This window comes from Luteibacter sp. 22Crub2.1, assembly GCF_900167995.1.
Classification (GTDB): domain Bacteria; phylum Pseudomonadota; class Gammaproteobacteria; order Xanthomonadales; family Rhodanobacteraceae; genus Luteibacter; species Luteibacter mycovicinus.
In genome coordinates, this window is the sequence record NZ_FUYT01000006.1 from 235880 (window position 1) to 259586 (window position 23707).

The following is a 23707-nucleotide window of genomic DNA, read 5'->3' on the forward strand; positions in this document are numbered from 1 at the left end:
ACGACGACCGCAATGATGGGACCGTCAGTGAGCCGCCCGTTTCCGTGCTTCGTCGATGACCCGGCACAACTCGGCGACGCCCGGCAGGATCGATGGCGAGGGCAGGGCCAGGGTAGGCGCGTCGAGGGGCACGACGTTGCCGTGTCTCACGGCGGCGAGGAAGCCGGTCTTGCGCCACTCCGCCAGCGATGCGCCGGCGTCGCCGCCGCCGAGAATCACGTCAGGGTCGCGCGCCAGGACGGCCTCGCGCGTGACCGTCGGCGCGGCCTGGGTCAGGTCGGCGAAGACATTGACGCCGCCGCAGAGCGTGATCGCGTCGTCGATGATCTGGGCGTGGCCGATCGTCATCAGCGGCCGGTCCCAGATCTGGTAGAAAACCTTGAGCCGCGGCTTGCCCGCGTAAGCCGTACGAAGCCTGCCCAGTTCGGCCTCGAACGCGGCGGCGTCGCGGTCGGCCACCGCCTCGGTACCGGCCAGCCTGCCGAAGCGTCGGGTGGCCGCGGCCACGTCCGCCAGGCGCGTGGTCTCGGCGTAGAACACGGGCACGCCCAGGCGCGACAGCTTTTCGACCTGCGCGGCGGGCGTGCCGCTTCGCCACACGACGATCACGTCCGGCTTCAGTCCCACGATGCGCTCGAGGTCGAGCATGGTCGCGTCGCCGATGATCGCGATGTGCTTCGCGTCAGCGGGATGGTCGCTGTAGCGTGTGGTACCGACCACGTACGGCCCCGCACCGGCCGCGAACAGCGCATCGGTGATGCTCGGCGCGAGGCTGACGATGCGCTGCGCCGGTGCTGGCAGGGTGACCGTGCGCCCTGCGTCATCGGTCACCGTCACCGAGGCGGAGGCGGGGAGTGCGATCAGCAGGGCGAACAGGGCGAGCGGACGGATCATCGGGAGACACCGTTGAGGCGTTCGGCGCGGAAGAACAGCTCGTCGCCCAGCGTGACGCCGTGGATGGGATGACGGAACGCGGCCGAGAGATGCCCGCTCGTGATCACGTCGTTCGTTCGGCCGGCCAGAGCGCCGCCCTTGCCATCCATGAGCACCGCATGCGTCGCATGCTGGAAGGCCAGGTTGATGTCGTGCACGGTGTAGATCACCGACTTGCCGTGGTCCGTGGCGACGCGCATCAGCTCGTGCAGCGTCTTCATCTGGTGGTGCAGGTCGAGCGACGTTAGCGGTTCGTCGAGCAGCAGCATGTCGACATCCTGCGCGAAGAGCGTGGCGATGTTCACGCGCTGGCGTTCGCCACCGGACAGCGTGGTGACGTCGCGGCCGGTCAGTTCGGCCAGCTCGAAGGTTTCCAGTGCCTGCCGCGCCGCGTCGTCCCCTTCGTCGCCCCACGCCCAGAACGACAGGCGGGGATGCGTCGCGGAGACCACGGCATCCAGGACCGACAACGAAAACGCGTCGACCACCGACTGCGGAAGGAAGCCGCGACGTCGGGCGAGGTCAAGCGGACGGTAGTTGGCGATGTCGTGCCCGCCGAGCAGGACCCGGCCGCCGTCCGCCGCGCGTAAGCCGGCCAGCGTACGCAGCAGCGTGGACTTGCCCGCGCCGTTGGGGCCCAGCACGCACCACACCTGGCCCGGTACCACGCTCATGTCCAGCGCGTGCACCAGTTCTCTTCCGCGCACGGTCAGACTGAGGGATTCGGTGGTCAGGCGCGTCGTCATCGCCGGCGCACCAGCAGGAACATGAAAGTCGGCACGCCGATCACCGCCATCACCGCGCCGACGGGGAGCTGGATCGGGTCCGCGACCACACGAGCCAGCGTATCCGCGACCGTGACGACGGTACCGCCACCCAGCGCGCACGCGGGAATCAGCACGCGTTGATCGTTGCCGACCAGCCGGCGTAACGCATGCGGGACCACCAGTCCGACGAAGCCGACCGTGCCGGCCGTGGTCACGGCGATCGCGGTGGCGATCGAGGCGATGACGAAAATCGCGGCCTTCACGACCGGCGGCCGCACACCGAGCGCGCTGGCCGACTCTTCGCCGCGCATCAGCAGATTCAGCTGGCGACCCAGCGGCGCGACCAGCAGCACGCATGCGAGCAGGGCGAGCACGGGCAGCGACCAGTTCGCCACGCCGCTCAGATCGCCCATCATCCAGAACAACATGCCGCGCAGGTTCTTGTCCGGCGCCAGCACCAGCATCATGCTGACGATGGCTCCCAGCCCCGCGGCGAGCATGACGCCGATCAGGATGAGGTCGGTGGAATCTTCGCGATGCGCGGCGCGCTGGCGCGACAGCAGATCGCGGTGAGCGAGGACGAACACCGCGACGCAGGCGAACAACGCACCGCCGGCCGCACCGGCGGCGACGGCTAACGCACCCGCGCCGGCAAGCATGGCGCCCAGGGCGCCCACCGCGGCGCCACCGGACAGCCCGAGGGTATAGGGGTCGGCCAGCGGGTTCCGCACAAGAATCTGCATCAGGCAGCCGGACAGCGCGAGCAGCCCGCCGACGCCGTACGCCGCGACGCTGCGCGGCACGCGCAACTCCCAGACGATCGCGTGCATCGGTGTATCGGCGGCGCTGAAGAGGGCCTGCCACGACGCGGCGATGGTCGAGTCGGTCCCGCCCAGGAGGAGTGAGGCGGCCAGCACCAGCACCGAGGCGAGCAGCATGCCCGACCATAGTCGGACGGCCGAGGCGAAGGTGGCCGTGCGCGGCATCCGCGTTGTCTTGCCTGTGCTTGGCACCTTGACCGGCTCCCGGGGCAGCCCCGCAGGATAAAGGATTCGCCGGCCTTCCACAGGCACTCGCCGCGCAGGCGCAACGGGGCGGGAGCCCACCTGCCATCGATTCAAGCCGTCCGCGAGTCCCCGTCGCCACCGTTCGGATTCCCCGGCGCACCAAGCATGAAATCCCGCGTCGGCTGGCCCAGGGTCACCCAGAGGTTGAGCGCGATCATCATGCAGCCGCGGAACACCGTCGCGGCGAGTCGTATCTGAACGGAAGGGGTGTCGAAGGGTCCGGGTCCGAAGAGCAGCGCGGCGTTCTGCCAGATCAGCATGCCGAAGAAAATCAGCGCAGCGGCGAGCATGGCGTACTGGGCGCGGGGAACGCGGGCCAGGGTCAACACCGGGCCGATCACGAGGAACAGGCCCGAGCCGCAAGCGATGAGCCAGGTTTCCCAGCCGGGTCGCAGCGAGTCGGGCACCGTCGAGGCATAGGCCAGCAGGAAGACGCCCGCGATGGCCACGATGCCCGTCATGATGTCGAGCACGCCAACGACCCACAGTCGCGTCGGCCGGCCGGTATTCGTTCCACTCATCGAGAACATCTCCCTTTTTGCGTCCAGCGGTGAATCTACACGGCGACACTGCGGGAAGACAGCCCGGCTGGAAGCGTAAACGGCAAGCCTTCGGCGGGCCGATTTCGCTTAGCATTCCCTCTTTCAGATATCGAACCGGAGACTCACGTGTCTTATCAGGCCGCCGCGGACCGCTACGACAACCTCATGCCCTATCGCCGCTGCGGACGCAGCGGTATCGACCTGCCGGCGATCTCGCTTGGCCTCTGGCAGAACTTCGGCGGAGCGGACGTCTTCGAAACCGGCCGGGCCATCCTGCGCCGCGCCTTCGACCGCGGCGTCACGCACTTCGACCTCGCGAACAACTACGGCCCCCCGTATGGCTCGGCGGAGGAGAACTTCGGCCGCGTGATGGCGAGCGACTTCGCGCCGTACCGCGACGAGCTGATCATCTCGTCCAAAGCCGGGTGGGACATGTGGCCGGGCCCGTACGGCGGCATCGGCGGCAGCCGCAAGTACCTCATCGCCAGCTGCGACCAGTCGCTCAAGCGCATGGGCCTGGACTACGTCGACATCTTCTACTCGCACCGTGTCGACCCGACCACGCCGCTGGAAGAGACCATGGGCGCGCTCGCGCATCTGCATCGTCAGGGCAAGGCGTTGTACATCGGTATTTCCAGCTACTCGCCGGAGCTGACGCGCAAGGCCGCGGCCATCCTCGCCGAAGAGCGCGTGCCGCTCTTCATCCATCAGCCCAACTATTCGATGTTCAACCGCTGGATCGAAGACGGCCTGCTCGACACGCTGGAAGACCTCGGCACCGGCTGCATCGCGTTCTCGCCGCTCGCGCAGGGTCTGCTGACATCGAAGTACCTCAAGGGCATCCCTGCGGACGCACGCGCCACGCGTGACGGTTCGCTCGGCAAGGACCAGCTCAACGAGAAAAACCTCGAACGCATCCGCGCTCTGAACACGATCGCCGAAGGTCGCGGCCAGACCCTGGCCCAGATGGCCATCGCCTGGACCCTGCGCGACCCGCGCGTCACTTCCTCGCTGATCGGGGCCCGCACGGTCGAACAGCTCGACAACTCACTGGACGCCGTGAAGCGCCTCGATTTCACCGCCGCTGAACTGACGGAAATCGATCGCTACGCCAGCGACGGCGGCACGGACCTCTGGAAAGAATCGGCCGAGCTCTGATCCACCTCGCCCTCTCGAAAGTCGCTGGGGCGACGCTGTTTGCAGGAGCCAGCCCTGCTGGCGAAAAGCCAGCAAAGCGGAGAAGCCGACCCGCATCCGTCGCAGCGTATAGCGCCCTTAAAGTTTAATAAGCCAAACCCTTATTAAACTTTAAGGGCCTAAGCTTTAATAACTACCTACCCTCCGGACAACTTCGCCTCCGCCCATGCCACGATTTGCGCGCTACCCACAGCCCCCGACTGCCGCGCCACCTCGAGCCCGCCGGCAAACAGAATCATCGTCGGGATGCTCCGGATCCCGTAGCGCGCATTGAGGTCCGGATTCGCGTCCGAATCCACCTTGGCCAGACGAAACCTCGGCTCCAGCGTTTTCGCCGCCGATTCGAAATGCGGCGCCATCGACAGGCAGGGCCCACACCAGGTAGCCCAGAAGTCGACCAGCAAGGGCAGTTCACTGCGCTGCACGTGCTTGTCGAACGTTGACGTGGTCAGAACCGCGGGCTTGCCGGTGAACAACGCCTGGTGACAATGGCCGCAGTTCGGCGCGGCGCCGAGGCGCTCCCGTGCCACGCGGTTCATCGTTCCACAGTGGGGGCAGGCGAGAAGGATAGGTGAGTCGGTCATGGCATCGTCCGTATGGCAGGTGGCCTTTTCATGAGCTTACCCCGCCGTTATCTACCGTCTTGTACCTATTGAAGCCATGTCCATGCTGCCCCCAGGCGACCGCCCCGTGAATTGTCTGCCGACGCAGCAGCATCAATCCGATGTCACGACCCACGCCGAGTAAGCGGGAAGCGAGGCCTCGTCCAGCGTTGCCACCTCGCGCAGCGAATCCTCGCTCGCCGCGAGCGTCCTGATCTTGCCCTGCATCAGCCGCTTCGGTACGGGTTGTGCCGACCCACTGAAGTTGAGCATCACCAGCACCGGACGCGTCCCCTCGCGTCGATAGACGAGGACGTTCGGATTGTCGTTATCGAGAAACGTCATCGCGCCATCGCGCAATGCCGGGTTGTCCCGTCGAAGCGCGATCAGCTGACGATGCCAGTTGAGCAACGACTCGGGTTGCTTCCACTCATCCTCGACGTTGACCGTTGCGTGGTTGGGATTCACGGGGAGCCACGTTTTGGGACTCGTCGAGAAGCCGGCCTGTGCGCCAGACGTCCACTGCATCGGCGTGCGCTCACCGTCACGCCCCTTGTCCTTCGGCCAGCCGGTGACGCCGACCGGATCGCGCACGTCTTCGACCCGCGTGGGCGTCGCGGTGGTCATGCCGATGGGAGCGCCGTAATAGGTGAGGGCGACAGCGCGGGACGTCAGCAGTGCCGCCGCGACGACCTTCGCGCGCTCCACGTCATGGGTACCATCGCCAAACCGATCGATCGAACGTGGATTGTCGTGGTTGTCGACAACGAGCAACGGTTGCCCGTGAACCTGTTGGGACTCCTGAAGGCGCTTCCGGAACCATGTGGCGTCGAAGCTTGCCTGCCAGCCGAAGCCCAGCTGCAGGTTCATCGGCAACTGCAGTTGCGGCGCTTCCTTCGTGCCATACCACTCGTCCAGTAGCTTGATGTTGGGCTCGTAGGTTTCGCCGATCAGCACGCGTTGACCCGGATAGCTGTCGACCAGTGCACGCAGGCGTCTCATCACGCCATGGACCTCGGGCAGTTTGTCGCTGTAGAGGTAGTTGAGGTTCGGCTCGCCCTGCGCATTCGTACCAGGACGTTCGGGATCGTTCCGTAACTCCGTGTCCTCGAACAGCACGGAGATGGCATCGAGCCGGAAGCCGTCCACGCCGCGATCCAGCCAGAAGCGTATCGCGCCGAACATGGCTTTCTCCACGTCGGGATTGCGCCAGTTGAGATCCGGCTGCTGGATGTAGAAGCGGTGGTAATAGAACTGCTGGCGCGCCGGCACCCACTGCCATGCTGAGCCGCCGAACATCGACTCCCAGTTGTTGGGCGGCGCCTTGCCGTCATGGATGTTGCGCCGCTGCACGGCGGAGAGGTGCGCGGTGTCGGCAGGGATGCCGTCGTTCCAGACGTACCAGTCCGACTTCGGGTTATTACGTGAACTGGCGGATTCGACGAACCACGCGTGGTGATCGGACGTGTGGTTCATCACCATGTCGAGGATCACATGGATGTGGCGTTGCTTCGCGGCCTGTTGCAGGCGATCGAAGTCGGCCATCGTGCCGTATTGCGGGTCGATGGCCTGGTAGTCGGAGATGTCGTAGCCGAAATCCGCCTGCGGCGACGGGTACATGGGCGCGATCCAGATCGCGTCCACCCCGAGCTTCTCCAGGTCATCCAGATGGGCATTGATTCCGTTGAGGTCGCCGACACCGTCGCCGTTGCTGTCACCGAAGCTGCGGGGGTAGATCTCATAGACGAGCGCGTGCTTCCACCACGGTGCCTTCGTATCCGCCGCCGTCGCATCCAGTGCCGCCCAGAAGAGACAAAGCGAGCCGGCGACACCCGCGATTCGGCGAAAGATACCCATTGGCCACATCCCCTGACTGGAAGACCGCCGATAGTAACGCAGGGCTCCCGTGGCCAGATGCCGACGGACGCGCAAGCCGGGTGGCGGCTTACCCAGCGCCGGCGTCGCCTGTCGATGAATACGGGACGTTGCCATTCGCGTGTAAAATGGGCGTTTTTTCGCCAGCAGAACCCGTGCAAGCACACCAGCGGACCAGCGTCCGTGGACCCACGTTCATCCGCCTGCTGTCGCGTCTCACCGACGTTGATACGGGTCGCCCGAACGCCGCGTTGCCGGACCGGTTGAGCCAGTGGCTCGACTGGACCCATGCGCTTGCCTTGTCGGCGGCGCTGGACGGGAAGGTGGAAGCGATCGCCGCCGAGGTGTCTCACCCTGTCGACGACGAAGCGGCCGAGTGCGCCCGGGTCAGGCAAACGCTGGTCCAGACCATCACCGGAGCCCGTGAGCTCGTCGCCCGGGGTATCGTCGCGGGCACGACGCCCGACTTCGCGCCGCTTCGGCAGCGCTACACCACGCTCCAGCGGTCCATGCAGTCGCACACCGGGCACCTGCGTGGGCGTTTGCGGGACATTCTGGCGGCCTCATCGGATGAGATGGCCCGCCTCGCGGAAGTCGACGCCGTCATGGAACTCGCGCTGAGCGGTCGCGAGCAGTCGCTGATGGGCAACGTGCCCGCCCTGCTCGCCCATCATTTCGACCGGCTGCGCCAGGCGGCCCGCCCCGACGATGCCGGTGCATGGCTGGATGCCTTCCGCAAGGACATGCAGGCCGTGCTGCTGGCCGAACTCGATGTTCGTTTCCAACCGGTCGAGGCGCTGCTCGCCGCGCTCCGTACCCGATAACTGAGAAATCATGTTCAGAAACTTTCTTCATCTCGCCGTGTTCCTCGTGGGCCTCGTGGCCGTCATCTGGATCGGTGCGGGCTACGTGGGCTCCAACCCGCTTGGCGCGGCGGTCGCGCTGCTGATCGCCGCGTGTTACCTCGCCGGCGCTCTCGAGTTGTATCGATACCATCAGGCGACCATCACGCTGCGTCAGGCCGTGGGCGAACTCGAGGTGGCCCCGTCCGGTCTGGCCGGCTGGCTGGATCGCCTGCATCCGAGCCTGCGCAACGCCGTGCGCCTGCGTGTCGAAGGCGAGCGCGTGGCGCTGCCGACACCGGCGCTCACGCCGTATCTCGTGGGTCTGCTGGTGCTGCTCGGCATGCTGGGCACGCTGCTCGGCATGATGGCGACGTTGCGCGGCACGGGGCTGGCGCTGGAAAGCGCGACCGACCTGCAGGCCATCCGCGGCTCGCTCGCCGCACCCGTGAAGGGCCTGGGCTTCGCGTTCGGAACGTCGATCGCCGGTGTCGCGACGTCGGCGATGCTCGGCCTGCTCTCGGCGCTGGTACGCCGCGAGCGCCTGCACGCCGTACAGGCTCTGGATGCGAAAGCCGCCACGACACTGCGCAGCTTTTCGCGGGCGCATCAGCGCGACGAGTCGTTCCGGCTGCTCCAGCAGCAGACGGAAGCCATGCCGGCGTTGATGGATCGCCTGCAGGCGATGATGACCGCCATGGAAACGCACAATGTGGCCGCGAGCGAGCGTCAGCTCGCCAGCCAGGAAGCCTTCCACGCCGCCACCGCGACGATCTACACGCGCCTCGCCGGTTCCGTCGAGCAGTCGCTGAAGGACAGTGTCACCGAGAGCGCGCGCGCCGCGAGCGCGGCCTTCCAGCCGGTCATGGAGTCGACGATGGCCGGCCTTGCCCGGGAGACCGCCGCCTTGCACGACACGGTGACCCGTGCGGTGCAGCAGCAGCTGGAAGGCCTGTCGGCGGCCTTCCAGCTGAGTACGTCGAATGTGGCCGCCCTGTGGAACGACGCACTGGTCCGGCAGCAGGCGTCCAACGACGCGATGGCGGCGGATCTGCGCGCCTCACTCGACGGTTTCGTCGACGGTTTCGGCAAGCGCTCGTCCGATCTGGTCGATGCCGTCGCGACCCGTCTCGATGCATCGGCATCGGCAACATCGGCCGCATGGCAAGACGCCCTGTCGCGACAGGAGGCGACCAACGAAGCACTGGTCACACGCCATCAGGACGCGCTCGCCTCCGCGGCGACCACCTTCGACGACCAGGCCGGGTCGCTCGTGCGCACGGTCGCTCAGTCGCACGCCGATCTGCAGTCGACCCTCGCCGCGCGTGACGAGGAGCGTCTCGCCGCCTGGACCGCGTCGCTCGCCGCCATGACCGAATCGCTGAGTGCGCAGTGGGTAAAGACGGCCGAGCAGGCCGCCGCCCGCGAGCAGGCGATCTGCGACACGCTGGAGCGCACGGCGACGGATGTCTCGGCACGCACCCAGGCGCATGCGGGCGAAACCATCGCGGAGATTTCGCGCCTGGTCGACGCCGCATCGGAAGCGCCGCGCGTCGCCGCCGAGGTCGTCGCCGAACTGCGTCAGAAACTTTCCGACAGTATGGTCCGCGACACGTCCATGCTCGAAGAACGCAGCCGTCTCCTGGCGACGCTCGAAACCCTGCTCGACGCCGTCAATCATGCGTCCACCGAGCAGCGCACCGCCGTCGACGCACTGGTCACCACATCGGCCGATCTGCTCGAGCGTGTCAGTACGCGCTTCAGCGACCACGTGGAGGCGGAGACCGGCAAACTCGGCAGCGTCGCGGCACAACTCACCGGCAGCGCCATCGAGGTGGCAAGTCTGGGTGAGGCATTCGGTGCCGCCGTGCAGATGTTCGGTCAGTCCAACGAAGCGCTGATGGAGCGCCTGCAACTCATCGCCGGCGCGCTCGATACGTCGCTTGCGCGCAGTGACGAGCAGCTGGCCTATTACGTGGCGCAGGCGCGGGAAGTGGTCGACCTCAGCGTGCTGTCGCAGAAGCAGATCATCGAAGAGATGCAGCATGTCGCGAGCCAGCGTCTGTCCAGCGGAGCGGGCAACGCATGAGCGACGACTTCGAGCTCGAAGGCGAAGCCGGTACACCGATCTGGGCCGCGTTCGGCGACCTGATGTCGGTCCTGCTCGGTGCCTTCGTGCTGATCCTCGTCGGTGTGATCGGCATGCAGCTGCAGCTCACCAGCAAGCTGGACGAAGCGGTGAAGCAGAAGCAGGCCGAAGAACAACGCCGTGTCACCCTCGAGCAGGCGCTGGCCGCGCCGCTCGCGGCCGGACGTGTGACGCTGGTGGACGGGCGCATCGGCATCCGCGGCAGCGTGCTCTTCGCTCTCAATTCCGATCAGCTGCAACCGGAAGGCCTCGAGGTGCTGAAGAGCCTTGCCGGGCCACTGACCGGCTATCTCAAGACCCGCGACGAGGTGCTGATGGTGAGCGGTTTCACCGACGATCAGCCGGTCCGCGACGGCAACCGGCATTTCGCCGATAACTGGGAGCTTTCCGCCCAGCGCTCGCTGACCGTGACGCGCGCCCTGATCGCGGATGGCGTGCCGCCCTCGTCGGTCTTCGCCGCGGCGTTCGGCTCGGAGCAGCCGGTCAGCGCCAACTCCAGCGACGAGGGCAGGGCGAAGAATCGCCGCGTCGAGATCGCACCGATGCCCAGGCCGTCGGCTCCGGCAGCGGCGACCCCGTGAGCGCTTCGTCGACCCGCACCCTACGCCGCCACCTCATTGAGGCGATGGAGCGGCGAGCCGCCGGACAGGAAGGCGAGTTGCGCCAGATCCTCGACCGGCGGCTCGCGCTGTTGCGTGCGGCGGACGTCTGGCGCGTCGAGGGCGACCGGCCCGGTGTCGGGCCGACGGCCGTCCGCGGCCCGCTTGGCGAGCTGGTCGATGCGCTGGCCGCCGGCGATCGCGAGCCGCCCACTGAACGCGCGGCTTACCCCGAGCTGCCTTCCCTCGACGCCTTTCGCCGTATATGGTCCCGGGTTCGCACCGAGAGCCAGCTGCGCCAGTCCATGGCTCCCGTCCCGGAAAACGCCGGGCCGCTCAACTCCTCGGCACTGGTCCATCGCGCCATCGCGCTGATGCGCGAGTCGTCGCCCGGTTACCTCCAGCACTTCCTTGCCTATGTCGACGACCTGTCGTGGATGGAGCGCGTCGGCGACGGTGTGGCGGGCCCCGCGGGCTCGCTCCAGCCGGCCACCATCGGCAAGCGCGCCCGGAAGAAGCCTCGCAAATAGTCGAGGCGGATTCATTATTTCGTCGCCACGGCGCTCTATAGTTCGCCGATGACTTCCGACACCAAGCACCCTGCCGGCCTGCGCATCATCGCCGTCTACAAGGCGGTCAAGACGGTCGGCCTGATCCTCATCGCCAGCGCCGCGTTCCATCTGGACCGCGAGGACAGTTTCAGGCAGCTGGTGCAGTGGCTCGAGCACCTGCAACTCACCGACAGCAATGACCTGCGCTGGAGCCTGGTGCATCTGCTCCAGCAGATGGGGCCGGCCAAGGTCGAGGCCGTTGGCATCGTCGCGCTGATCTACGCCGCCATCTTCGCCACCGAAGGCATCGGTCTTTGGATGCGCAAGCACTGGGCCGAGTGGTTCACGGTGATCGCCACCGGTTCGCTCGTGCCGGTGGAGATTTACGAGTGCATCGTTCGCTTCGGCTGGCTGAAGGTCGCGATCCTCGTCGCCAATGTCCTGATCGTGGTCTACCTTGTCCGGCTGGCGCTTCGGCCCCGCGGCGGCGTCGCGATTACGCCGGCGGCGCAGGCAGGGTAATCCCGGTGGCCGTGTGGACGCCTTACCGCGACACGGAAGTCAGCTTCGACGCGCCGGAGTCGCTGGATCGCGCGAATCTCATCGAGGCGCGCGCCGTGGCCGGGCGCGCCATCGGGCACTACCGTGCGACGCTGGTGCGGCCATCCATGCAGTATTTCGACTGCGACCTGCACTTCATCGACCCGCTGCGCATCGACAAGGTCCTGCCGGACAGCATCTCCATCGTGCAGGTCATGGCCGGCCGCTGGCGTCACCGCGTCGATCGCGAGATGTTCGACCAGTACACGCCGGAGGCGCTGTCCTTACTCAGCCTCAGCGAGCCAGCGGAGGTCGTGGACACACTGCCCGGCGGTAGCCACGTGCGACTGGGTGGCCTGCGTATCTCGGGCGCCTTCCTGCGCGACCAGATCGAGGAGGGCGACCGCACGCTGGCGCCGCTGCTGGCGTTGCAGAAACATCATCTTCGCTTCGAACGCGTGCGCGACAGCAAGGCCATCGCGTCACTGTTCGAGCGCCTCTACCACTCGCCCTATACCGGCGCGTTGCAGCGGCTGCACAGGGAGAGCCTCAGTCTCGGCATTCTCGTCGAGCTGGCCGTGCAGCTGGGCGCCTCGCGTCAGGGGGCGACGCGCACGCTGAGGGCCCATCGCGACCTCGCCCATGAAGCCCGGCGCTTACTGGATGACAACCTCGCCCGTCCGCCCGCTGTCGACGAACTCGCCCGTGACCTCGGCGTCGGCGAAACGACGCTCAGACGTATCTTCCGGCGGGAGTTCGGTTGCTCGATGCTGCAGCACGTGAGAGATCGACGTCTCGAAGTCGCGCGGCAGATGTTGCGGCAGGGCAAATGGCAGGTGAGCCAGATCGCCTACCGGGTCGGCTATTCCAACCCGGCCAATTTTGCCAACGCCTTCAAGGCGCGGTTCGGGCATCCGCCGGGATCGGAATAGCATCCCGGCGGATCCCTGCGCGCGTCGCGCATCCCTGCGCCTCCTTGCGCGCGTGCCTGCATCCGCTGTGTCCCTTTCGCCTCCCTGCGCGTTCCTGCGCATCCCTGTTCCCCCTTCTCGTCCCTTCGCATCCTGGCGTCCGGCGCGCTTACTTTAAGGAAACGCACACCCTGAGGGTGGTGGAAGGTCGCTGGCCACAAGTATGGGGTGCCCATTCACATGCGACGGCGATGTTTCGCCGATCGTTTCGTACGGCGCCGGGCTTGCGTGCGTCTCAGCGACGCACGGGACTGACGCGGCCGAGGGCCACGAGCGGCCGTAACGCCGCTGTCACGCGGCTTGCGAGTCATGAGGACAGAGTGCGGCGTGGCTCACAAAAGGACGTCTGGATGGCCTTCTTGCCGAATACGAAGAGACACGCCAGCCGACGCGCGTGATACATCGTGATTGCGGGTCATAAAAACGTCAGTCGTCGACTTTTTGACGGCTGGCTTGCCGGGCTTGCACGCCATCCTCCTCCCCTTCCGTCGCCCAGGGTGTTTCACCCCGGCGTTATCCGAGTCGTCACGATGAAACAACCCTGGATCTTCAAGCGTGTCTCCCTGAACCTGCGTCGCGCCGATGGCAGCCTCGACCTGCGGCCCTGGCGCAGTGACGTGAGCGCGGCCCGTGCCACCGAGCCCGACAGCGCCCGTCGTCAGTTCCTGCGGAACAGCGCCACGGCCGCCGGCGGCCTGGGTCTGGCAAGCATGACCGGTACGGTCGGCCTGTCGTGGCTGTTCAGCTCACCCGCCAAGGCAGGCACGCTCGTCCCCGGCGGCATGTTCCCCGAGGCCAATGCCATCGCCGCGGCGGAAACCATCATCCGTTCGCGGCGCGAGCTGATCATGTTCCACGGCCAGTCAAACGCGGTCGGCACCGGCGGCCGCCCCGCGCTCACACTGCAGCAGATCTATGCGAACGTGACGTTCAACGGTGGCGTGCGTCCCGGTACCGACGCGACCGCCATGACGGGTCTCGTACCTCTCGTGGAATACGACGGCGGTCACGGCACCGGCGGTGAAGTCGGTACCAATGCCTGCGCGGACGGGCTGGTGGAATACACCGCCGCGCTGACCGGCGTACCGGCCGCGTCGCAGTACAGCCGCTACAGCGCGTTTACGAGCGCGGAAGGTGGCCGTCCGATCGGTTACTTCGCCAGCTTCCTCGACGACAGCAATCTCGGCGGCTATCAGGGCTGGGACAACAGTGCGCTGCGTCTGAAAGCGATGCTCGGGCTGATGCGTGCCGAAGGCCAGAAGGACGGCAGCAATATCGGCTGGCTGGCCACTACGTGGCAGCAGGGCGAGGCCGACTCCACGGGCCTTTCGGAAACCCGTGCCAGCTACAAGACCAAACTCACCGCACTCGAACGCGCGCACTGGCTCAAGCTCTGCCAGGTCAACCTGCCCGAGCAGAGCTGGCGTCCGCTGTGGCTGATCGGCCAGGTGACCAGCCACAACAGTTACGGCGCCACCAGCCCCGCATTCTGCAATCCGTTCATCGCGCTCGCGCAGCGCGACGCCTGCCTGGCCAGTCCTTACCTGCGCATGGTCAACCCGCAATACATGTTCGACTACGCGGACGAGGCGGCGGCGGATCAGCCGATGTTGCACCTGACCAACGAAAGCCATCGATGGCAGGGGCGCTACTTCGCCCGTGCGCTCTACCAGCTGATCCAGGATCGTTCGGCGGGTGTCGCGTTGCGCAACCCCGCGCTCGATGTCGCGGCGGCGGTCAAGGTCAACGCGCGTACGATCAACCTGGCCTTCAACGTGCCGGCCGGCGTGCTCACCCTGGATACGAGCTGGGTGGCGGCGACGCGCAACTACGGTCTGGACGTCCGCGATGCGAACAACAAGATCGTGCCGGCCAGCCCCACCGACAACAATCTGATCGCCGCGGTGAAGGTCATCTCCCGCGACACCCTGCAGGTGACGCTCAAAGCCGATCTTCCCGATACCGCCGCCAAGATTTCCCTCGGCTGGGGTGACCCGTCCGAGCCCGCATCCATCGCCGGACGTAAAGGCGGCCCGCGTACCAACATCCGTGACAGCGCCGGCGACACCGATCTGTACATCGCCAGCACGGGCAAGACGCGTCCGATGCATAACTACGCACTGGTCGCCGATGTGGCGCTCAGCTGGGTCAATCGTGTGCAGCCGACCGGTGAGTGGCATTTCAACGGCAATGCGCGCAGTGACGTAGTAGATCAGTCGGGTAGCGGTCGCGCCGCGCTCACGCTGATCGGGCGGCCGAGCTTCACCGCGTCGGGGACGCAGTCGGCGAACGGTACGCAGGGTTTCCAGACAGACATCGACGAGACCGCCAGCATCACGTTCGCGGCGATCTTCTGCAGCCCGTATGCCGTGGGCCCGGGTAGCAACGCGGGGCGTGCGATCAGCACCTTCCAGGGCTTCAGTCCGCGTCAGACGGGTCTGGCGTTGCAGCACTCGTACGACACCGGTGTCGCCAACTCCGAGCTCACCAGCTTCCGTCTCGCCCTCACGGGCAGCCAGAAGGCCGTGACCAGCGGCCCGAGCGAGTCGCTCGACACGCGCTACAAGCCGCGCTTCGCCATCGTCTCGGTCGACGCGGTGAGTGGCAGCGTGCGCTTCCTCTGCCCGGCGTATGAGGACAACCTGCGTGAGCAGCGCTATCCGGGGCTGGCGACACGTCCGCTCAATGGCAAGGTGCTGATCAATGCATGGAAGGACGGCGGCGATGCGACGGGGCAGGGCGCGGTGCTGACCCGCTATGCCGCGGTGTGGAACCGTGCGCTCAGCTTCGAGGAAATGCTGGCCGAGTACGAATACGCGCGCGGCCTGTTCGGCAGCGTGTAACTCGCCACGCAATCGGCGTAACCTCGGTGCATGCGACGGCGATCCGCCGTGGCAATCACCGGGGAAACGTCATGAGCAAGGGATTGGATTCAAAGAAGAGCGACAAGAAAAAGCCCGCCAAGACCATGAAGGAAAAGAAGGCGGCGAAGGACGAGAAGAAGCGCAACCAGCACTGATTGCGCTTCTTTCCCGGGTCAGGCGGCGACGGAGTAATCCATCCGCCTGAGATCCTCGAGGAGCGTCGGGCCCGCCGGATTCCATCCCAGGGCCTGACGCGTCCACGCGCTGGACGCCGAAAGATCCATACTCATGAAGGCGCTCATCCAGCCAAAGTAGGCGGCGGATTCGCTCGCGTCGATCGATTTCACCGGGATGCCGAGGCCTTCGCCCAGCGCCTCGGCGATGGCGCGGGCCGTGATGCCCTCTTCGGCCACCGCGTTGTAGCGCGTACCCGGCTTGCATTGTTCGATCGCCAGACGGTACAGGCGTGCCACGTCGAGCACATGAGCCGCGGGCCAGCGGTTTTGTCCGTCGCCGACATACGCGGAGACGCCCTTGGCGCGAATGATGTCCAGCAGCGGCGTGATCAGGCCCTGCTTAACCGGGTCGTGCACCTGAGGCAACCTCACCACCGACACGGCGACACCTTTGTCGAGCAGTTCGTTACCGGTGATCTCCGTGAGCGTGCGTGGGTTCGGGTGCGCCGCATTGAACACGTCCTCGCGGGCCAACTGGCCGTGGCCGGGACTGCCCATGCCCGTCCCCGACGTAATCAGCAGCGGACGATCCGAGCCGATCAGGGCGGAGCCAAGGGCACGGATCACTCTCTGATCCTTCTCGCAGTTGGCGACGAAGTTCGCGAAGTTGTGGTCGAACGCCGTGTGGATGACCGCATCCGCCTGCGCCGCACCGGCGGAAAGGCTTCCCAGGTCTTCCAGCTCGCCGCGGTGTACGTCGGCACCCGCCGCCTGCAGCGCCCGCGCGCCGGAGTCCGAACGGGTCATGCCGAGGACCTGGTGTCCGGCGGCGATCAGTTCCGGCACGATCCGTGAGCCGATGAAGCCGGTGGCGCCGGTGAGAAAGATACGCATGAGTGCTGCTCCCAATTCGTTGTAGGAGTACGATGGGCGCGTCGCTCATACTGTTAAAGTAGTGACGTTATCGTGGTATAGGAACCAACAGGATCGCCATGTCCGTCCCTGTCGACAACCCACTCGGTACCTTCCTGCGCGACCGGCGCACCCGGCTGGACCCCGCCACATTCGGTTTCGTCGGCGGCCGGCGGCGCACGAAGGGCCTGCGTCGCGAAGAAGTCGCCCAGCGCGCCAACATCAGTCCCACCTGGTACACGTGGCTGGAGCAGGGACGGGGCGGTGCGCCATCCGCCGACGTACTCAACCGCATCGCTGTCGGCCTGATGCTGACCGAGCCGGAGCGCGAGCACCTTTTCATGCTCGGGCTCGGCCGGCCGCCTGAAGTGCACTACCGCGCGGCCGATGGTGTATCGCCGCGGCTTCAACGCGTGCTCGATGCGTTCGAGGTCAGCCCCGCGATCGTGCGGACGGCCTTGTGGGATGTCGTGGCGTGGAATGAGGCCGCCGCCGCCGTGCTGACCGACTACGCGCTGCTGCCTCCCGACCAGCGCAACATCCTCCATCTGATGTTCTCGAACCAGCGCGTGCGTGCTCACCAGGACGACTGGGAAAGTGTGGCTCGCTTCGTCGTCGGTGCGTTTCGTGCGGACGTGGCGCGCGCCGGAGCGACCGCGGAGATCGGCCAGTTCGTCGAAGACCTTTCGCGCATCAGTCCGGAGTTCGAGGCGATGTGGCTCGATAACGACGTACGCGCGCATGGCGAAGGTCTCAAGCGCATTCATCACCCGGAACTCGGGCTGCTCGAGCTGGAGTATTCGGCGTTTGCCGTGGATGGCCGGCCGGACCTGTGCATGTTCGTCTACAACGCGGTGTCGAGTGCGGACTCGGCACGGATCCGCGAACGCATCGAAGCACGACGGGCTTCAGCGACGTGAGTTGCCGCGCGGTCGAGCGGACAGGCGTCCGGCATGGGTGAAGCGCGCGAGCCGTCCCGTTCGTTGGCGGTGTTATTCTTCGTGGTGTTGATCGCGGCGATTACGGCGGCGGTGCTCAGCGCTCCACACTCCCGTCGCCCCTCGATGGCCCGCAGCGACGTCACGGTGCCGGCCGGTCCGATCATGCCCACCGTGGATGTCTGGCTGAGTACGGCGGACCATCGTAAGAAACTTGAGGCGGAGCCCAGCGTTGCAATGACGGAGGCCACATCGTCGCCTGCCGACATCGTGATCGACAGCGACGTCGCCTATCAGTCCATCGTCGGTTTCGGCTCGGCGATGACGGACTCGTCCGCCTGGCTTCTGCACAACACGCTGGGCGAAGTTCAGCGCGAAGCGTTGATGAAGGAGCTTTACGGACCGCCGCCCGGTCTCAACTTCAACATGATGCGCTTGACCATCGGTGCGTCCGATTTCTCGCCGCACTTCTACACGCTCGACGATCTGCCATTCGGTGCGACCGATCCCGACCTGAAACACTTCAATGTCGCGGAGAACATCCCCGACCTGATCCCGGTGGTGCAGGAGTCCCTCGCCATCAACCCTGGCTTGCGGATCGTCGCGTCGCCATGGAGCGCACCGGTATGGATGAAGACGAGCGAGAACCTGATCGGCGGCGAACTGCTCGAGACATATGAGGGCGCTTATGCCGACTATCTCGTGCGCTACGTCGACGCGTATCGGCGCCACGGTATTCCGATTTACGCGCTGACCTTGCAGAACGAGCCGAGGTTTTCTCCGATCAGCTACCTGGCGATGCCCATGTCGCCCCAGACACGCGCGCGCATCATCGGTCGATACCTCGGGCCGAAGCTCGCCGGGCGCTCGCCACGTACGCGGATCCTCGAGTGGGACCATAACTGGAGTCATCCCGAGGAGCCGCTGGCCGTGCTCGGCGATCCCGACGCGGCGCCTTACGTCGACGGCGTCGCCTGGCACTGCTACGAAGGCAGCCAGCACGAACAGGGTACCGTCCATCGAGCGCATCCCGACAAGGATACGTTCATCACCGAATGCTCCGGAGGCGACTGGCCGCTGAGCATGAATGGCGAGCTGCTGTGGTTTACGCGCAATCTTCTGGTCACGGGCACCCGGCAATGGGCACGTGGCGTCATCTACTGGAATCTCGCCCTCGACGAAAATCACGGGCCGCACTTCGGCGGATGTGCGGCATGCAAGGGCGTGATCACCGTCGATTCGACGACGGGCCGCGTAAGCCGGAATGACGAGTACTACGCGCTCGGGCATTTCAGCCGCTTCGTCCTTCCCGGCGCCGTGCGGATCAGGTCCAACGACACCGATGCGGAGATGGGACTGGCCAATGTGGCCTTCCGCAATGAGACCGACGGATCGATCGTGCTCGTGCTGGTCAACATCCGTACAGAGGCGCGTACGGTGTCGGTGGTGGAGGGTGGGCGGCGCTTCGAGTACCGGATGCCTGCGGAGAGCGTGGCCACCTTCGTGTGGAATCCGGATCCGTTCGGGCGTTGGTTGCGCCTTATCCAGCAGTGGTCAGGACCGATCCGGAATCCGCCGCGCGTCGAATGAGCAGAAGCCTCCGGCGGCGGCAGGGGCAGCTGCTTGCGGTGTCGGTGGTCATTCCAGTGAGGCGGTTTAAGGCCGCGAGAGGAGCTGTGAAGCACGCTTTGCCGGGATCGGGCCTTGATCGCAGCCCGCCGGTAACGCATATTCGCTATTCGCGAATAGCGAATATGAGGCGCCGCCGTGGAACTGAAACCGCAGGATCTTCTCGTGCTGCTCAAAGTCGCGGCTAATCCGCGGCAGCGCTGGACGTATGCCGCGCTGGGTCAAGCACTTTCGATGAGCCCCTCGGAGGTGCATGCCAGCGTGAAGCGCGCCGTGGCGTCGGGGCTAGCGGTGAGCTCCGGCCGTGGCGATTGGTCGCCGGTTCGACCTGCGTTGTTGGATTTTGCCCTGCACGGAGTTAGATACGTCTGGCCTGCGGTCCTCGGGCCGGTCAAGCGAGGGGTCCCGACCAGCTTTGGGGCTGAGCCGTTGTCTGATGCGATCACCGCCGTTCCCGGCGAAGCGCCGGTCTGGGCACACATCGGCGGAAGCGCGAAGGGGCCAATCCTGAGTCCTTTATATCGGTCCGTCCCGTTCGCGGCGCTGAGAGATCCGACGTTGCATCGCCTCCTCGCCCTACAGGACGCGCTGCGATCAGGCCGCGCGCGCGAACGCTCTCTGGCGGCAGACTATCTGGCCAACGAACTGAGAACTGCCGATGCGCCAGGATGATCCGAATCTTCCATACCTACGTTTGGTCGCCGAGGCGCTGGGCGATCTTCGCGAGCAAGTCGTCTTTATTGGAGGTGCGGTTGCTGGCTTGCTGATTACCGATCCGCTGGCCGAAAGCGTTCGCGCGACGAGAGGTGTCGATGCGGTAGTGCAAGCAGCGCGTGCGCAGTTTCACCGAGTGGAGGAGCGCGTTGCCGAGCGAGGCTTTCGCCGGGATGTGGACAGCGGCGTCATTTGCCGCTGGATCCATCGCGAGTCCGGGGTCATCTTTGATCTGATGCCTGTGGACGCCGGAGTGCTGGGATTTTCGAACCGGTGGTACCCGTTTACAGTGGCGACAGCAGAAGTTCTCAACCTCGGCGACGAGCTTGCGATCCGTGTGGCCAGTGCCGTTGCGTTCGTCGCAACGAAGTTGGAGGCGTTTGCCGATCGCGGCGCTTGTGATATTGCCGCCAGTCACGACCTCGAAGACGTACTGAATATTGTTGATGGCCGAGAGGAACTGGTTCGGGAGCTGACGACGGCTCCTATTGCTCTCCGCCACGCGGTAGGACGCACGTTTGCCAACCTGCTTGTAAACCCGGATTTTATCAATACGTTACCCGGTCTGCTTGCCGAGCCAGAACGAAGTGAAATCGTTGTTGGACGCCTGAGGATCATGTCGGAATGGTTACATGACGAAGAAAACGATTAACGCTATCAAAGTCGCCGGCGATGGCAACGAAAAGCCGTTGTCAAAGGGCCAGAAAGCCTTCAATACGCTGAGCGAGAAGATCGCCAAGCGCCGTGCGACGTTGGCCGAGTGGGAGGTCTTCGGCACCGACTTCCGGCGCCGGTACACCGACGAAGTCGTGCCGCTGCAGAACAGCTTCGACGCAATACGCATTCAGATGCTGCATAAGCTCGATCAGTCGCACGACGCAAAGGGGCTGACCAAGGGCGAGCGCCAGACGATCGAGGATCTCATCAGTCACATCGCCGGCGACCTCATGGAGTCAAACGACGATCCCGCCGTCGAGGAACTCTATCGTCGCTACAGCGGGGCGGACGACGCGAAGAGCGCCGAGGCCCTGGCGGATCTGAAGCAAACGTTGGAGACCGAGTTCGGTGTCGATATCGCCGACGACGTCGACCTGAATTCGCCCGAAGCCGTGCTCCGTCATATCCAGAGACAACTCGATGAGCAGGAAGATGCCGAGCGCAGGCATCGTGAAGCGAAGGAGGAGTTTCACGCCGAGCGAAAGAAGGCAAAGAAGCCGAAAGCCGCCGAGGAGCGCGCGCGTGCCGAGGAGGCGGAAGTCCACCAGTCCCTGCGAGAGGTCTACCGCAAGCTGGCCAGCATGCTGCATCCCGACCGCGAACCCGACCCCGTGGAACGCGAACGCAAGGCAGTCCTGATGCAGCGGGTCAACGGAGCTTACGCCAGCCGCAGCTTGCTCGACCTGCTCGCGATCCAGCTCGAACTGGAACACATCGACCAGACGGCGCTGGATAGCATCGGCGAGGAACGCCTCAAACGCTGGAATACGATCCTCAAGGAGCAGCTGCGTGGGCTCGACCAGGAGCTTTCTGAGGTGCAGTTCGAATACCTGGCCCGATGCGGGCTGAGCCCGATGGCGACGGTGTCACCGGCGAGCGTGAAGCGCCATCTCACCGCGAGCCTCACCGACCTGCGCCATTACATCAAGGCGTTCGAACAGGATCTTCGTTCTTTCGATGACGTGAAACGACTGAAGCTCTGGCTGAAACAGATGAAGTGGGAGCTTTCCGCGCGATAAGGGCACCGCGATGTGGGTCACGCAGCGCCCTTTCTCCCGCGAATCCGCCGGACGTCGTCACTGACGGCGCATGACCGAGCTCACGAGCATGCCATCCTTATCCAGCTGGATGAAGATTTGCTGCGCGCCACGCTCGTACTGAACGTCGTAGATGTCCCAGCCGTAGTCCGTGACACCTTCGAATCGATAGGACTGGACCGGACCCAGAGCGGCGTAATATTTCTCAATCGAATCGTGCTGGCTTGCAAAGTTCTTCGCCCATAACGGGCTCATTCCCTTTTCACTGGCGGAATTGGTCAGTACCAGGTGGAGCGCGTTCTCGCTGTTGGGAAAGGGCTTCTGCTCCTTGACCCTGGCCGCCAGCGCATCCCGAATCCGGTCCGCGGTCACCCGATCGACACGCGTCGCCTGGATGGCGAGGACGCCGTGTTCGCTGATATTTACCGACGCGGCCTGTTTTTCAGGGCCCTTAACGAACTCGAGCGTGACGTCGATACTCGGAACGAGGAACTCGGTGTCGCTCTGGGCGGAGACATCGATGGTCCCCTGTGCCAGAAACTGGCCGATAGGGGAGATGGTGAGCCCGTTGCCTTTGCGCTCCACGGTGAGCAGGGAATAGTCACTGAGCTTATAGAAACCCGTGTAGGCGTCGAGATGGCCGGCATCGACCGCTACCGCACGTTTCCCCGTCGGCTCAGGCGCGCCGGGCGGCGTAACCTGTGCCGCAAAGACCGCCATGCCAAGGGAGACGCTGACCAGTGCGAACGAAGGCACCGGCCCATTTTTTTGGCTTCGACAACATGATCTTTATCCTCTGCTCAAGAAACGATCGGGATTCCGACATCGCCGTGACAGCGCCGATGTATTCGGACTGGTTTTCACCCACATGGATCAATGTTTCGCAGTAGTCACCGACATCCACGCCGCTGTGCAGAACCCGGCGATCGCAATCGACTTCGATAGCGCACCGAAGTCGGTGAAACTGCCACCAGAGCAACGGGCTCCATGGCATGGCCGCCAGAAACATCAACGCGCTGGCGACGAGTAACGGATCGCGCGCCTTCAGGTGGGACTGCTCGTGGGCCAGGACGTATTGCTGCTGTGCGTCCGACTCATGCAGCAACCACGCTGGCACGACGATCCGTGATCGAATCAAACCGACGACAGCGGGTCCTGCGCTTTCGGAAATGAGTACCGGCAAGCCGCACAATCGTCCTGAGGTCCAGGCGCGTTTGCTTCGATGAAGCAATGCCGTGCTCAAACCCAGGAAGAGCAGCAGCGTGAACGAGCTTGCCATCCAGATGTCCCGCAGGATGGCGTCGATCCACGTGGATGACGTGTATGGCTTCGTGCCGCTCCAGTCGATCACTTTCGACGCCAAGGGGACTGACGTCGTGTCGCGCAGGGCAAGTGGTGTCACGGACACAGCGGTACCTGCGGAGCCATGCAGAGCCGGGAATCGTATGGAAATCGTCGCGATGAGGATCGGCAGGAGCACTGTCGCGACGATCGCCATCATCCAGGGCCAGCGCGTAGGTCGTCGGCGATGCCTTGCCGCGTGCTCGGCGAATAGGGCAGCCGCGCTCAGTGCCATCGCGACCAGGGTGGCGTAGATCATCCAGGCAAGCATCAGTGGCTACTCCTTGTCGGATCGTTCGGATAGCAACTTGCGCATACGGCGGATCTGCTCAGGGCTGAGCTTCTGGTCAGCGACGAGGTGGGTGAACAGTAGCTCGGTCGAACCCTGGAAGAGTTTTTTCGTCAGGTGTTGCAGTGCATTCTTGCGCGCCGCCTGCTGTTTTACGCTGGCGAAGTAGCGATGGCCGCGACCTTCCTCTTCATAGCCGACATAGCCCTTCGCTTGCAGTGTCCGCAATACGGTTTGTACGGTGGTGTAAGCGAGCTTGTCGCTCAGGCGCTCGCGAACATCCGTCACCAGGGAGGGGCCGTGGTCCCAAAGCACCTGCATGATGTCCGCCTCACGGTCGGTGAGCGAGATCTTCATAGGCCGTTCTCCGTCAGGCTGTCTACTAGATGTGTAGTACATAGTCGGCCGGCCTGTCGCGTTTGTCAACTAAATATATAGTAGTGATATCCGCCCCG

23 protein-coding genes are annotated in these 23707 nt (G+C 65.0%); 13 read left to right on the forward strand and 10 right to left on the reverse strand.

What is annotated here, in order from left to right:
* Nucleotides 1-24 precede the first annotated feature (24 nt).
* The 4 genes from B5X73_RS08225 to B5X73_RS08240 form a co-directional block, all read right to left on the reverse strand.
* A complete protein-coding gene (locus B5X73_RS08225) occupies nt 25-894 on the reverse strand; it encodes a cobalamin-binding protein (protein ID WP_079521280.1) in 870 nt (289 codons plus the stop codon).
* Nucleotides 891-1679, reverse strand: coding sequence for an ABC transporter ATP-binding protein (locus B5X73_RS08230; RefSeq protein ID WP_079521281.1), 789 nt, complete (start codon nt 1677-1679; stop codon nt 891-893). Before B5X73_RS08230 ends, B5X73_RS08225 begins: the two co-directional genes overlap by 4 nt.
* The gene (locus B5X73_RS08235; RefSeq protein WP_079521282.1) at nt 1676-2686 is read right to left on the reverse strand and encodes a FecCD family ABC transporter permease; all 1011 of its coding nucleotides are present in this window, start codon (nt 2684-2686) and stop codon (nt 1676-1678) included. Before B5X73_RS08235 ends, B5X73_RS08230 begins: the two co-directional genes overlap by 4 nt.
* 131 nt (nt 2687-2817) lie before the next feature.
* Nucleotides 2818-3288 (reverse strand): hypothetical protein, encoded by a 471-nt coding sequence (locus B5X73_RS08240; RefSeq protein ID WP_139382704.1) that lies wholly within the window; start codon nt 3286-3288, stop codon nt 2818-2820.
* Between the two features lie 147 nt (nt 3289-3435).
* On the opposite strand from B5X73_RS08240, the gene mgrA reads away from it, so the two are divergent.
* Nucleotides 3436-4467, forward strand: a complete 1032-nt coding sequence (mgrA, locus tag B5X73_RS08245; protein WP_079521284.1) for an L-glyceraldehyde 3-phosphate reductase — start codon at nt 3436-3438, stop codon at nt 4465-4467.
* Nucleotides 4468-4643: 176 nt separating this feature from the next.
* On the opposite strand, the gene trxC is transcribed toward mgrA, so the two are convergent.
* Entirely contained in the window at nt 4644-5090 is a 447-nt protein-coding gene (gene trxC / locus B5X73_RS08250; RefSeq protein WP_079521285.1) for a thioredoxin TrxC, read from the reverse strand.
* 132 nt (nt 5091-5222) lie between these two features.
* Nucleotides 5223-6965, reverse strand: coding sequence for an alpha-glucosidase (locus B5X73_RS08255; protein WP_079521286.1), 1743 nt, complete (start codon nt 6963-6965; stop codon nt 5223-5225).
* Between the two features lie 146 nt (nt 6966-7111).
* On the opposite strand from B5X73_RS08255, the gene B5X73_RS08260 reads away from it, so the two are divergent.
* The 7 genes from B5X73_RS08260 to B5X73_RS08290 all read left to right on the forward strand — a co-directional run bounded on the left by B5X73_RS08260 (nt 7112) and on the right by B5X73_RS08290 (nt 15478).
* Nucleotides 7112-7807, forward strand: a complete 696-nt coding sequence (locus B5X73_RS08260) for a DUF3348 domain-containing protein (RefSeq protein WP_079521287.1) — start codon at nt 7112-7114, stop codon at nt 7805-7807.
* A 10-nt stretch (nt 7808-7817) separates the two neighbouring features.
* Nucleotides 7818-9914: a DUF802 domain-containing protein gene (locus tag B5X73_RS08265; RefSeq protein WP_079521288.1), complete on the forward strand. Its 2097-nt coding sequence runs from the start codon at nt 7818-7820 to the stop codon at nt 9912-9914.
* Nucleotides 9911-10555, forward strand: a complete 645-nt coding sequence (locus B5X73_RS08270; RefSeq protein ID WP_079521289.1) for an OmpA family protein — start codon at nt 9911-9913, stop codon at nt 10553-10555. The genes B5X73_RS08265 and B5X73_RS08270 overlap by 4 nt, the downstream gene beginning before the upstream one ends.
* Nucleotides 10552-11103: a DUF2894 domain-containing protein gene (locus tag B5X73_RS08275; RefSeq protein WP_079521290.1), complete on the forward strand. Its 552-nt coding sequence runs from the start codon at nt 10552-10554 to the stop codon at nt 11101-11103. Before B5X73_RS08270 ends, B5X73_RS08275 begins: the two co-directional genes overlap by 4 nt.
* Nucleotides 11104-11151: 48 nt before the next feature.
* Nucleotides 11152-11646 carry a DUF2127 domain-containing protein gene (locus B5X73_RS08280; protein ID WP_051944154.1) on the forward strand — a complete coding sequence of 165 codons (495 nt, stop codon included), beginning with the start codon at nt 11152-11154 and terminating at the stop codon, nt 11644-11646.
* 5 nt (nt 11647-11651) lie between these two features.
* Nucleotides 11652-12596 carry a helix-turn-helix transcriptional regulator gene (locus B5X73_RS08285; RefSeq protein WP_036109407.1) on the forward strand — a complete coding sequence of 315 codons (945 nt, stop codon included), beginning with the start codon at nt 11652-11654 and terminating at the stop codon, nt 12594-12596.
* A gap of 569 nt (nt 12597-13165) precedes the next feature.
* On the forward strand, nt 13166-15478 hold the full coding sequence (locus B5X73_RS08290; RefSeq protein WP_079521291.1) for a hypothetical protein: 2313 nt from the start codon (nt 13166-13168) through the stop codon (nt 15476-15478).
* Between the two features lie 194 nt (nt 15479-15672).
* Here B5X73_RS08290 and B5X73_RS08295 read toward each other — a convergent pair whose 3' ends face one another.
* On the reverse strand, nt 15673-16569 hold the full coding sequence (locus tag B5X73_RS08295; protein ID WP_079521292.1) for an SDR family oxidoreductase: 897 nt from the start codon (nt 16567-16569) through the stop codon (nt 15673-15675).
* 98 nt (nt 16570-16667) lie between these two features.
* On the opposite strand from B5X73_RS08295, the gene B5X73_RS08300 reads away from it, so the two are divergent.
* From B5X73_RS08300 to B5X73_RS08320, 5 genes are all read left to right on the forward strand, one after another.
* Nucleotides 16668-17507, forward strand: coding sequence for a helix-turn-helix transcriptional regulator (locus B5X73_RS08300; RefSeq protein WP_043696486.1), 840 nt, complete (start codon nt 16668-16670; stop codon nt 17505-17507).
* Nucleotides 17508-17540: 33 nt separating this feature from the next.
* Nucleotides 17541-19115 carry a glycoside hydrolase family 30 protein gene (locus B5X73_RS08305; protein WP_079521293.1) on the forward strand — a complete coding sequence of 525 codons (1575 nt, stop codon included), beginning with the start codon at nt 17541-17543 and terminating at the stop codon, nt 19113-19115.
* A gap of 177 nt (nt 19116-19292) precedes the next feature.
* Nucleotides 19293-19826: a hypothetical protein gene (locus tag B5X73_RS08310; protein WP_036109418.1), complete on the forward strand. Its 534-nt coding sequence runs from the start codon at nt 19293-19295 to the stop codon at nt 19824-19826.
* A complete protein-coding gene (locus tag B5X73_RS08315; RefSeq protein ID WP_079521294.1) occupies nt 19813-20520 on the forward strand; it encodes a hypothetical protein in 708 nt (235 codons plus the stop codon). Before B5X73_RS08310 ends, B5X73_RS08315 begins: the two co-directional genes overlap by 14 nt.
* Nucleotides 20501-21604, forward strand: a complete 1104-nt coding sequence (locus B5X73_RS08320; protein WP_079521295.1) for a J domain-containing protein — start codon at nt 20501-20503, stop codon at nt 21602-21604. The genes B5X73_RS08315 and B5X73_RS08320 overlap by 20 nt, the downstream gene beginning before the upstream one ends.
* Before the next feature lie 57 nt (nt 21605-21661).
* Here B5X73_RS08320 and B5X73_RS08325 read toward each other — a convergent pair whose 3' ends face one another.
* The 3 genes from B5X73_RS08325 to B5X73_RS08335 are packed head-to-tail and all read right to left on the reverse strand — an operon-like array spanning nt 21662 to nt 23609.
* Nucleotides 21662-22342 carry a hypothetical protein gene (locus B5X73_RS08325; protein WP_079521296.1) on the reverse strand — a complete coding sequence of 227 codons (681 nt, stop codon included), beginning with the start codon at nt 22340-22342 and terminating at the stop codon, nt 21662-21664.
* Nucleotides 22299-23234, reverse strand: coding sequence for a M56 family metallopeptidase (locus tag B5X73_RS08330; protein WP_079521297.1), 936 nt, complete (start codon nt 23232-23234; stop codon nt 22299-22301). The genes B5X73_RS08325 and B5X73_RS08330 overlap by 44 nt, the downstream gene beginning before the upstream one ends.
* Before the next feature lie 6 nt (nt 23235-23240).
* Entirely contained in the window at nt 23241-23609 is a 369-nt protein-coding gene (locus tag B5X73_RS08335) for a BlaI/MecI/CopY family transcriptional regulator (protein WP_079521298.1), read from the reverse strand.
* Nucleotides 23610-23707 lie beyond the last annotated feature (98 nt).

Excerpts from the sequence above, each read along its gene's own strand:
- B5X73_RS08225 (WP_079521280.1), bottom strand. The coding sequence starts at position 894 with ATGATCCGTCCGCTCGCCCTGTTCGCCCTGCTGATCGCACTCCCCGCC.
- B5X73_RS08230 (WP_079521281.1), bottom strand. The coding sequence starts at position 1,679 with ATGACGACGCGCCTGACCACCGAATCCCTCAGTCTGACCGTGCGCGGA.
- B5X73_RS08235 (WP_079521282.1), bottom strand. The coding sequence starts at position 2,686 with ATGCCGCGCACGGCCACCTTCGCCTCGGCCGTCCGACTATGGTCGGGC.
- B5X73_RS08240 (WP_139382704.1), bottom strand. The coding sequence starts at position 3,288 with ATGAGTGGAACGAATACCGGCCGGCCGACGCGACTGTGGGTCGTTGGC.
- trxC (WP_079521285.1), bottom strand. The coding sequence starts at position 5,090 with ATGACCGACTCACCTATCCTTCTCGCCTGCCCCCACTGTGGAACGATG.
- B5X73_RS08255 (WP_079521286.1), bottom strand. The coding sequence starts at position 6,965 with ATGGGTATCTTTCGCCGAATCGCGGGTGTCGCCGGCTCGCTTTGTCTC.
- B5X73_RS08260 (WP_079521287.1), top strand. The coding sequence starts at position 7,112 with ATGGGCGTTTTTTCGCCAGCAGAACCCGTGCAAGCACACCAGCGGACC.
- B5X73_RS08265 (WP_079521288.1), top strand. The coding sequence starts at position 7,818 with ATGTTCAGAAACTTTCTTCATCTCGCCGTGTTCCTCGTGGGCCTCGTG.
- B5X73_RS08270 (WP_079521289.1), top strand. The coding sequence starts at position 9,911 with ATGAGCGACGACTTCGAGCTCGAAGGCGAAGCCGGTACACCGATCTGG.
- B5X73_RS08280 (WP_051944154.1), top strand. The coding sequence starts at position 11,152 with ATGACTTCCGACACCAAGCACCCTGCCGGCCTGCGCATCATCGCCGTC.
- B5X73_RS08290 (WP_079521291.1), top strand. The coding sequence starts at position 13,166 with ATGAAACAACCCTGGATCTTCAAGCGTGTCTCCCTGAACCTGCGTCGC.
- B5X73_RS08295 (WP_079521292.1), bottom strand. The coding sequence starts at position 16,569 with ATGCGTATCTTTCTCACCGGCGCCACCGGCTTCATCGGCTCACGGATC.
- B5X73_RS08300 (WP_043696486.1), top strand. The coding sequence starts at position 16,668 with ATGTCCGTCCCTGTCGACAACCCACTCGGTACCTTCCTGCGCGACCGG.
- B5X73_RS08305 (WP_079521293.1), top strand. The coding sequence starts at position 17,541 with ATGGGTGAAGCGCGCGAGCCGTCCCGTTCGTTGGCGGTGTTATTCTTC.
- B5X73_RS08315 (WP_079521294.1), top strand. The coding sequence starts at position 19,813 with ATGCGCCAGGATGATCCGAATCTTCCATACCTACGTTTGGTCGCCGAG.
- B5X73_RS08320 (WP_079521295.1), top strand. The coding sequence starts at position 20,501 with ATGACGAAGAAAACGATTAACGCTATCAAAGTCGCCGGCGATGGCAAC.
- B5X73_RS08325 (WP_079521296.1), bottom strand. The coding sequence starts at position 22,342 with ATGGCGGTCTTTGCGGCACAGGTTACGCCGCCCGGCGCGCCTGAGCCG.
- B5X73_RS08330 (WP_079521297.1), bottom strand. The coding sequence starts at position 23,234 with ATGCTTGCCTGGATGATCTACGCCACCCTGGTCGCGATGGCACTGAGC.
- B5X73_RS08335 (WP_079521298.1), bottom strand. The coding sequence starts at position 23,609 with ATGAAGATCTCGCTCACCGACCGTGAGGCGGACATCATGCAGGTGCTT.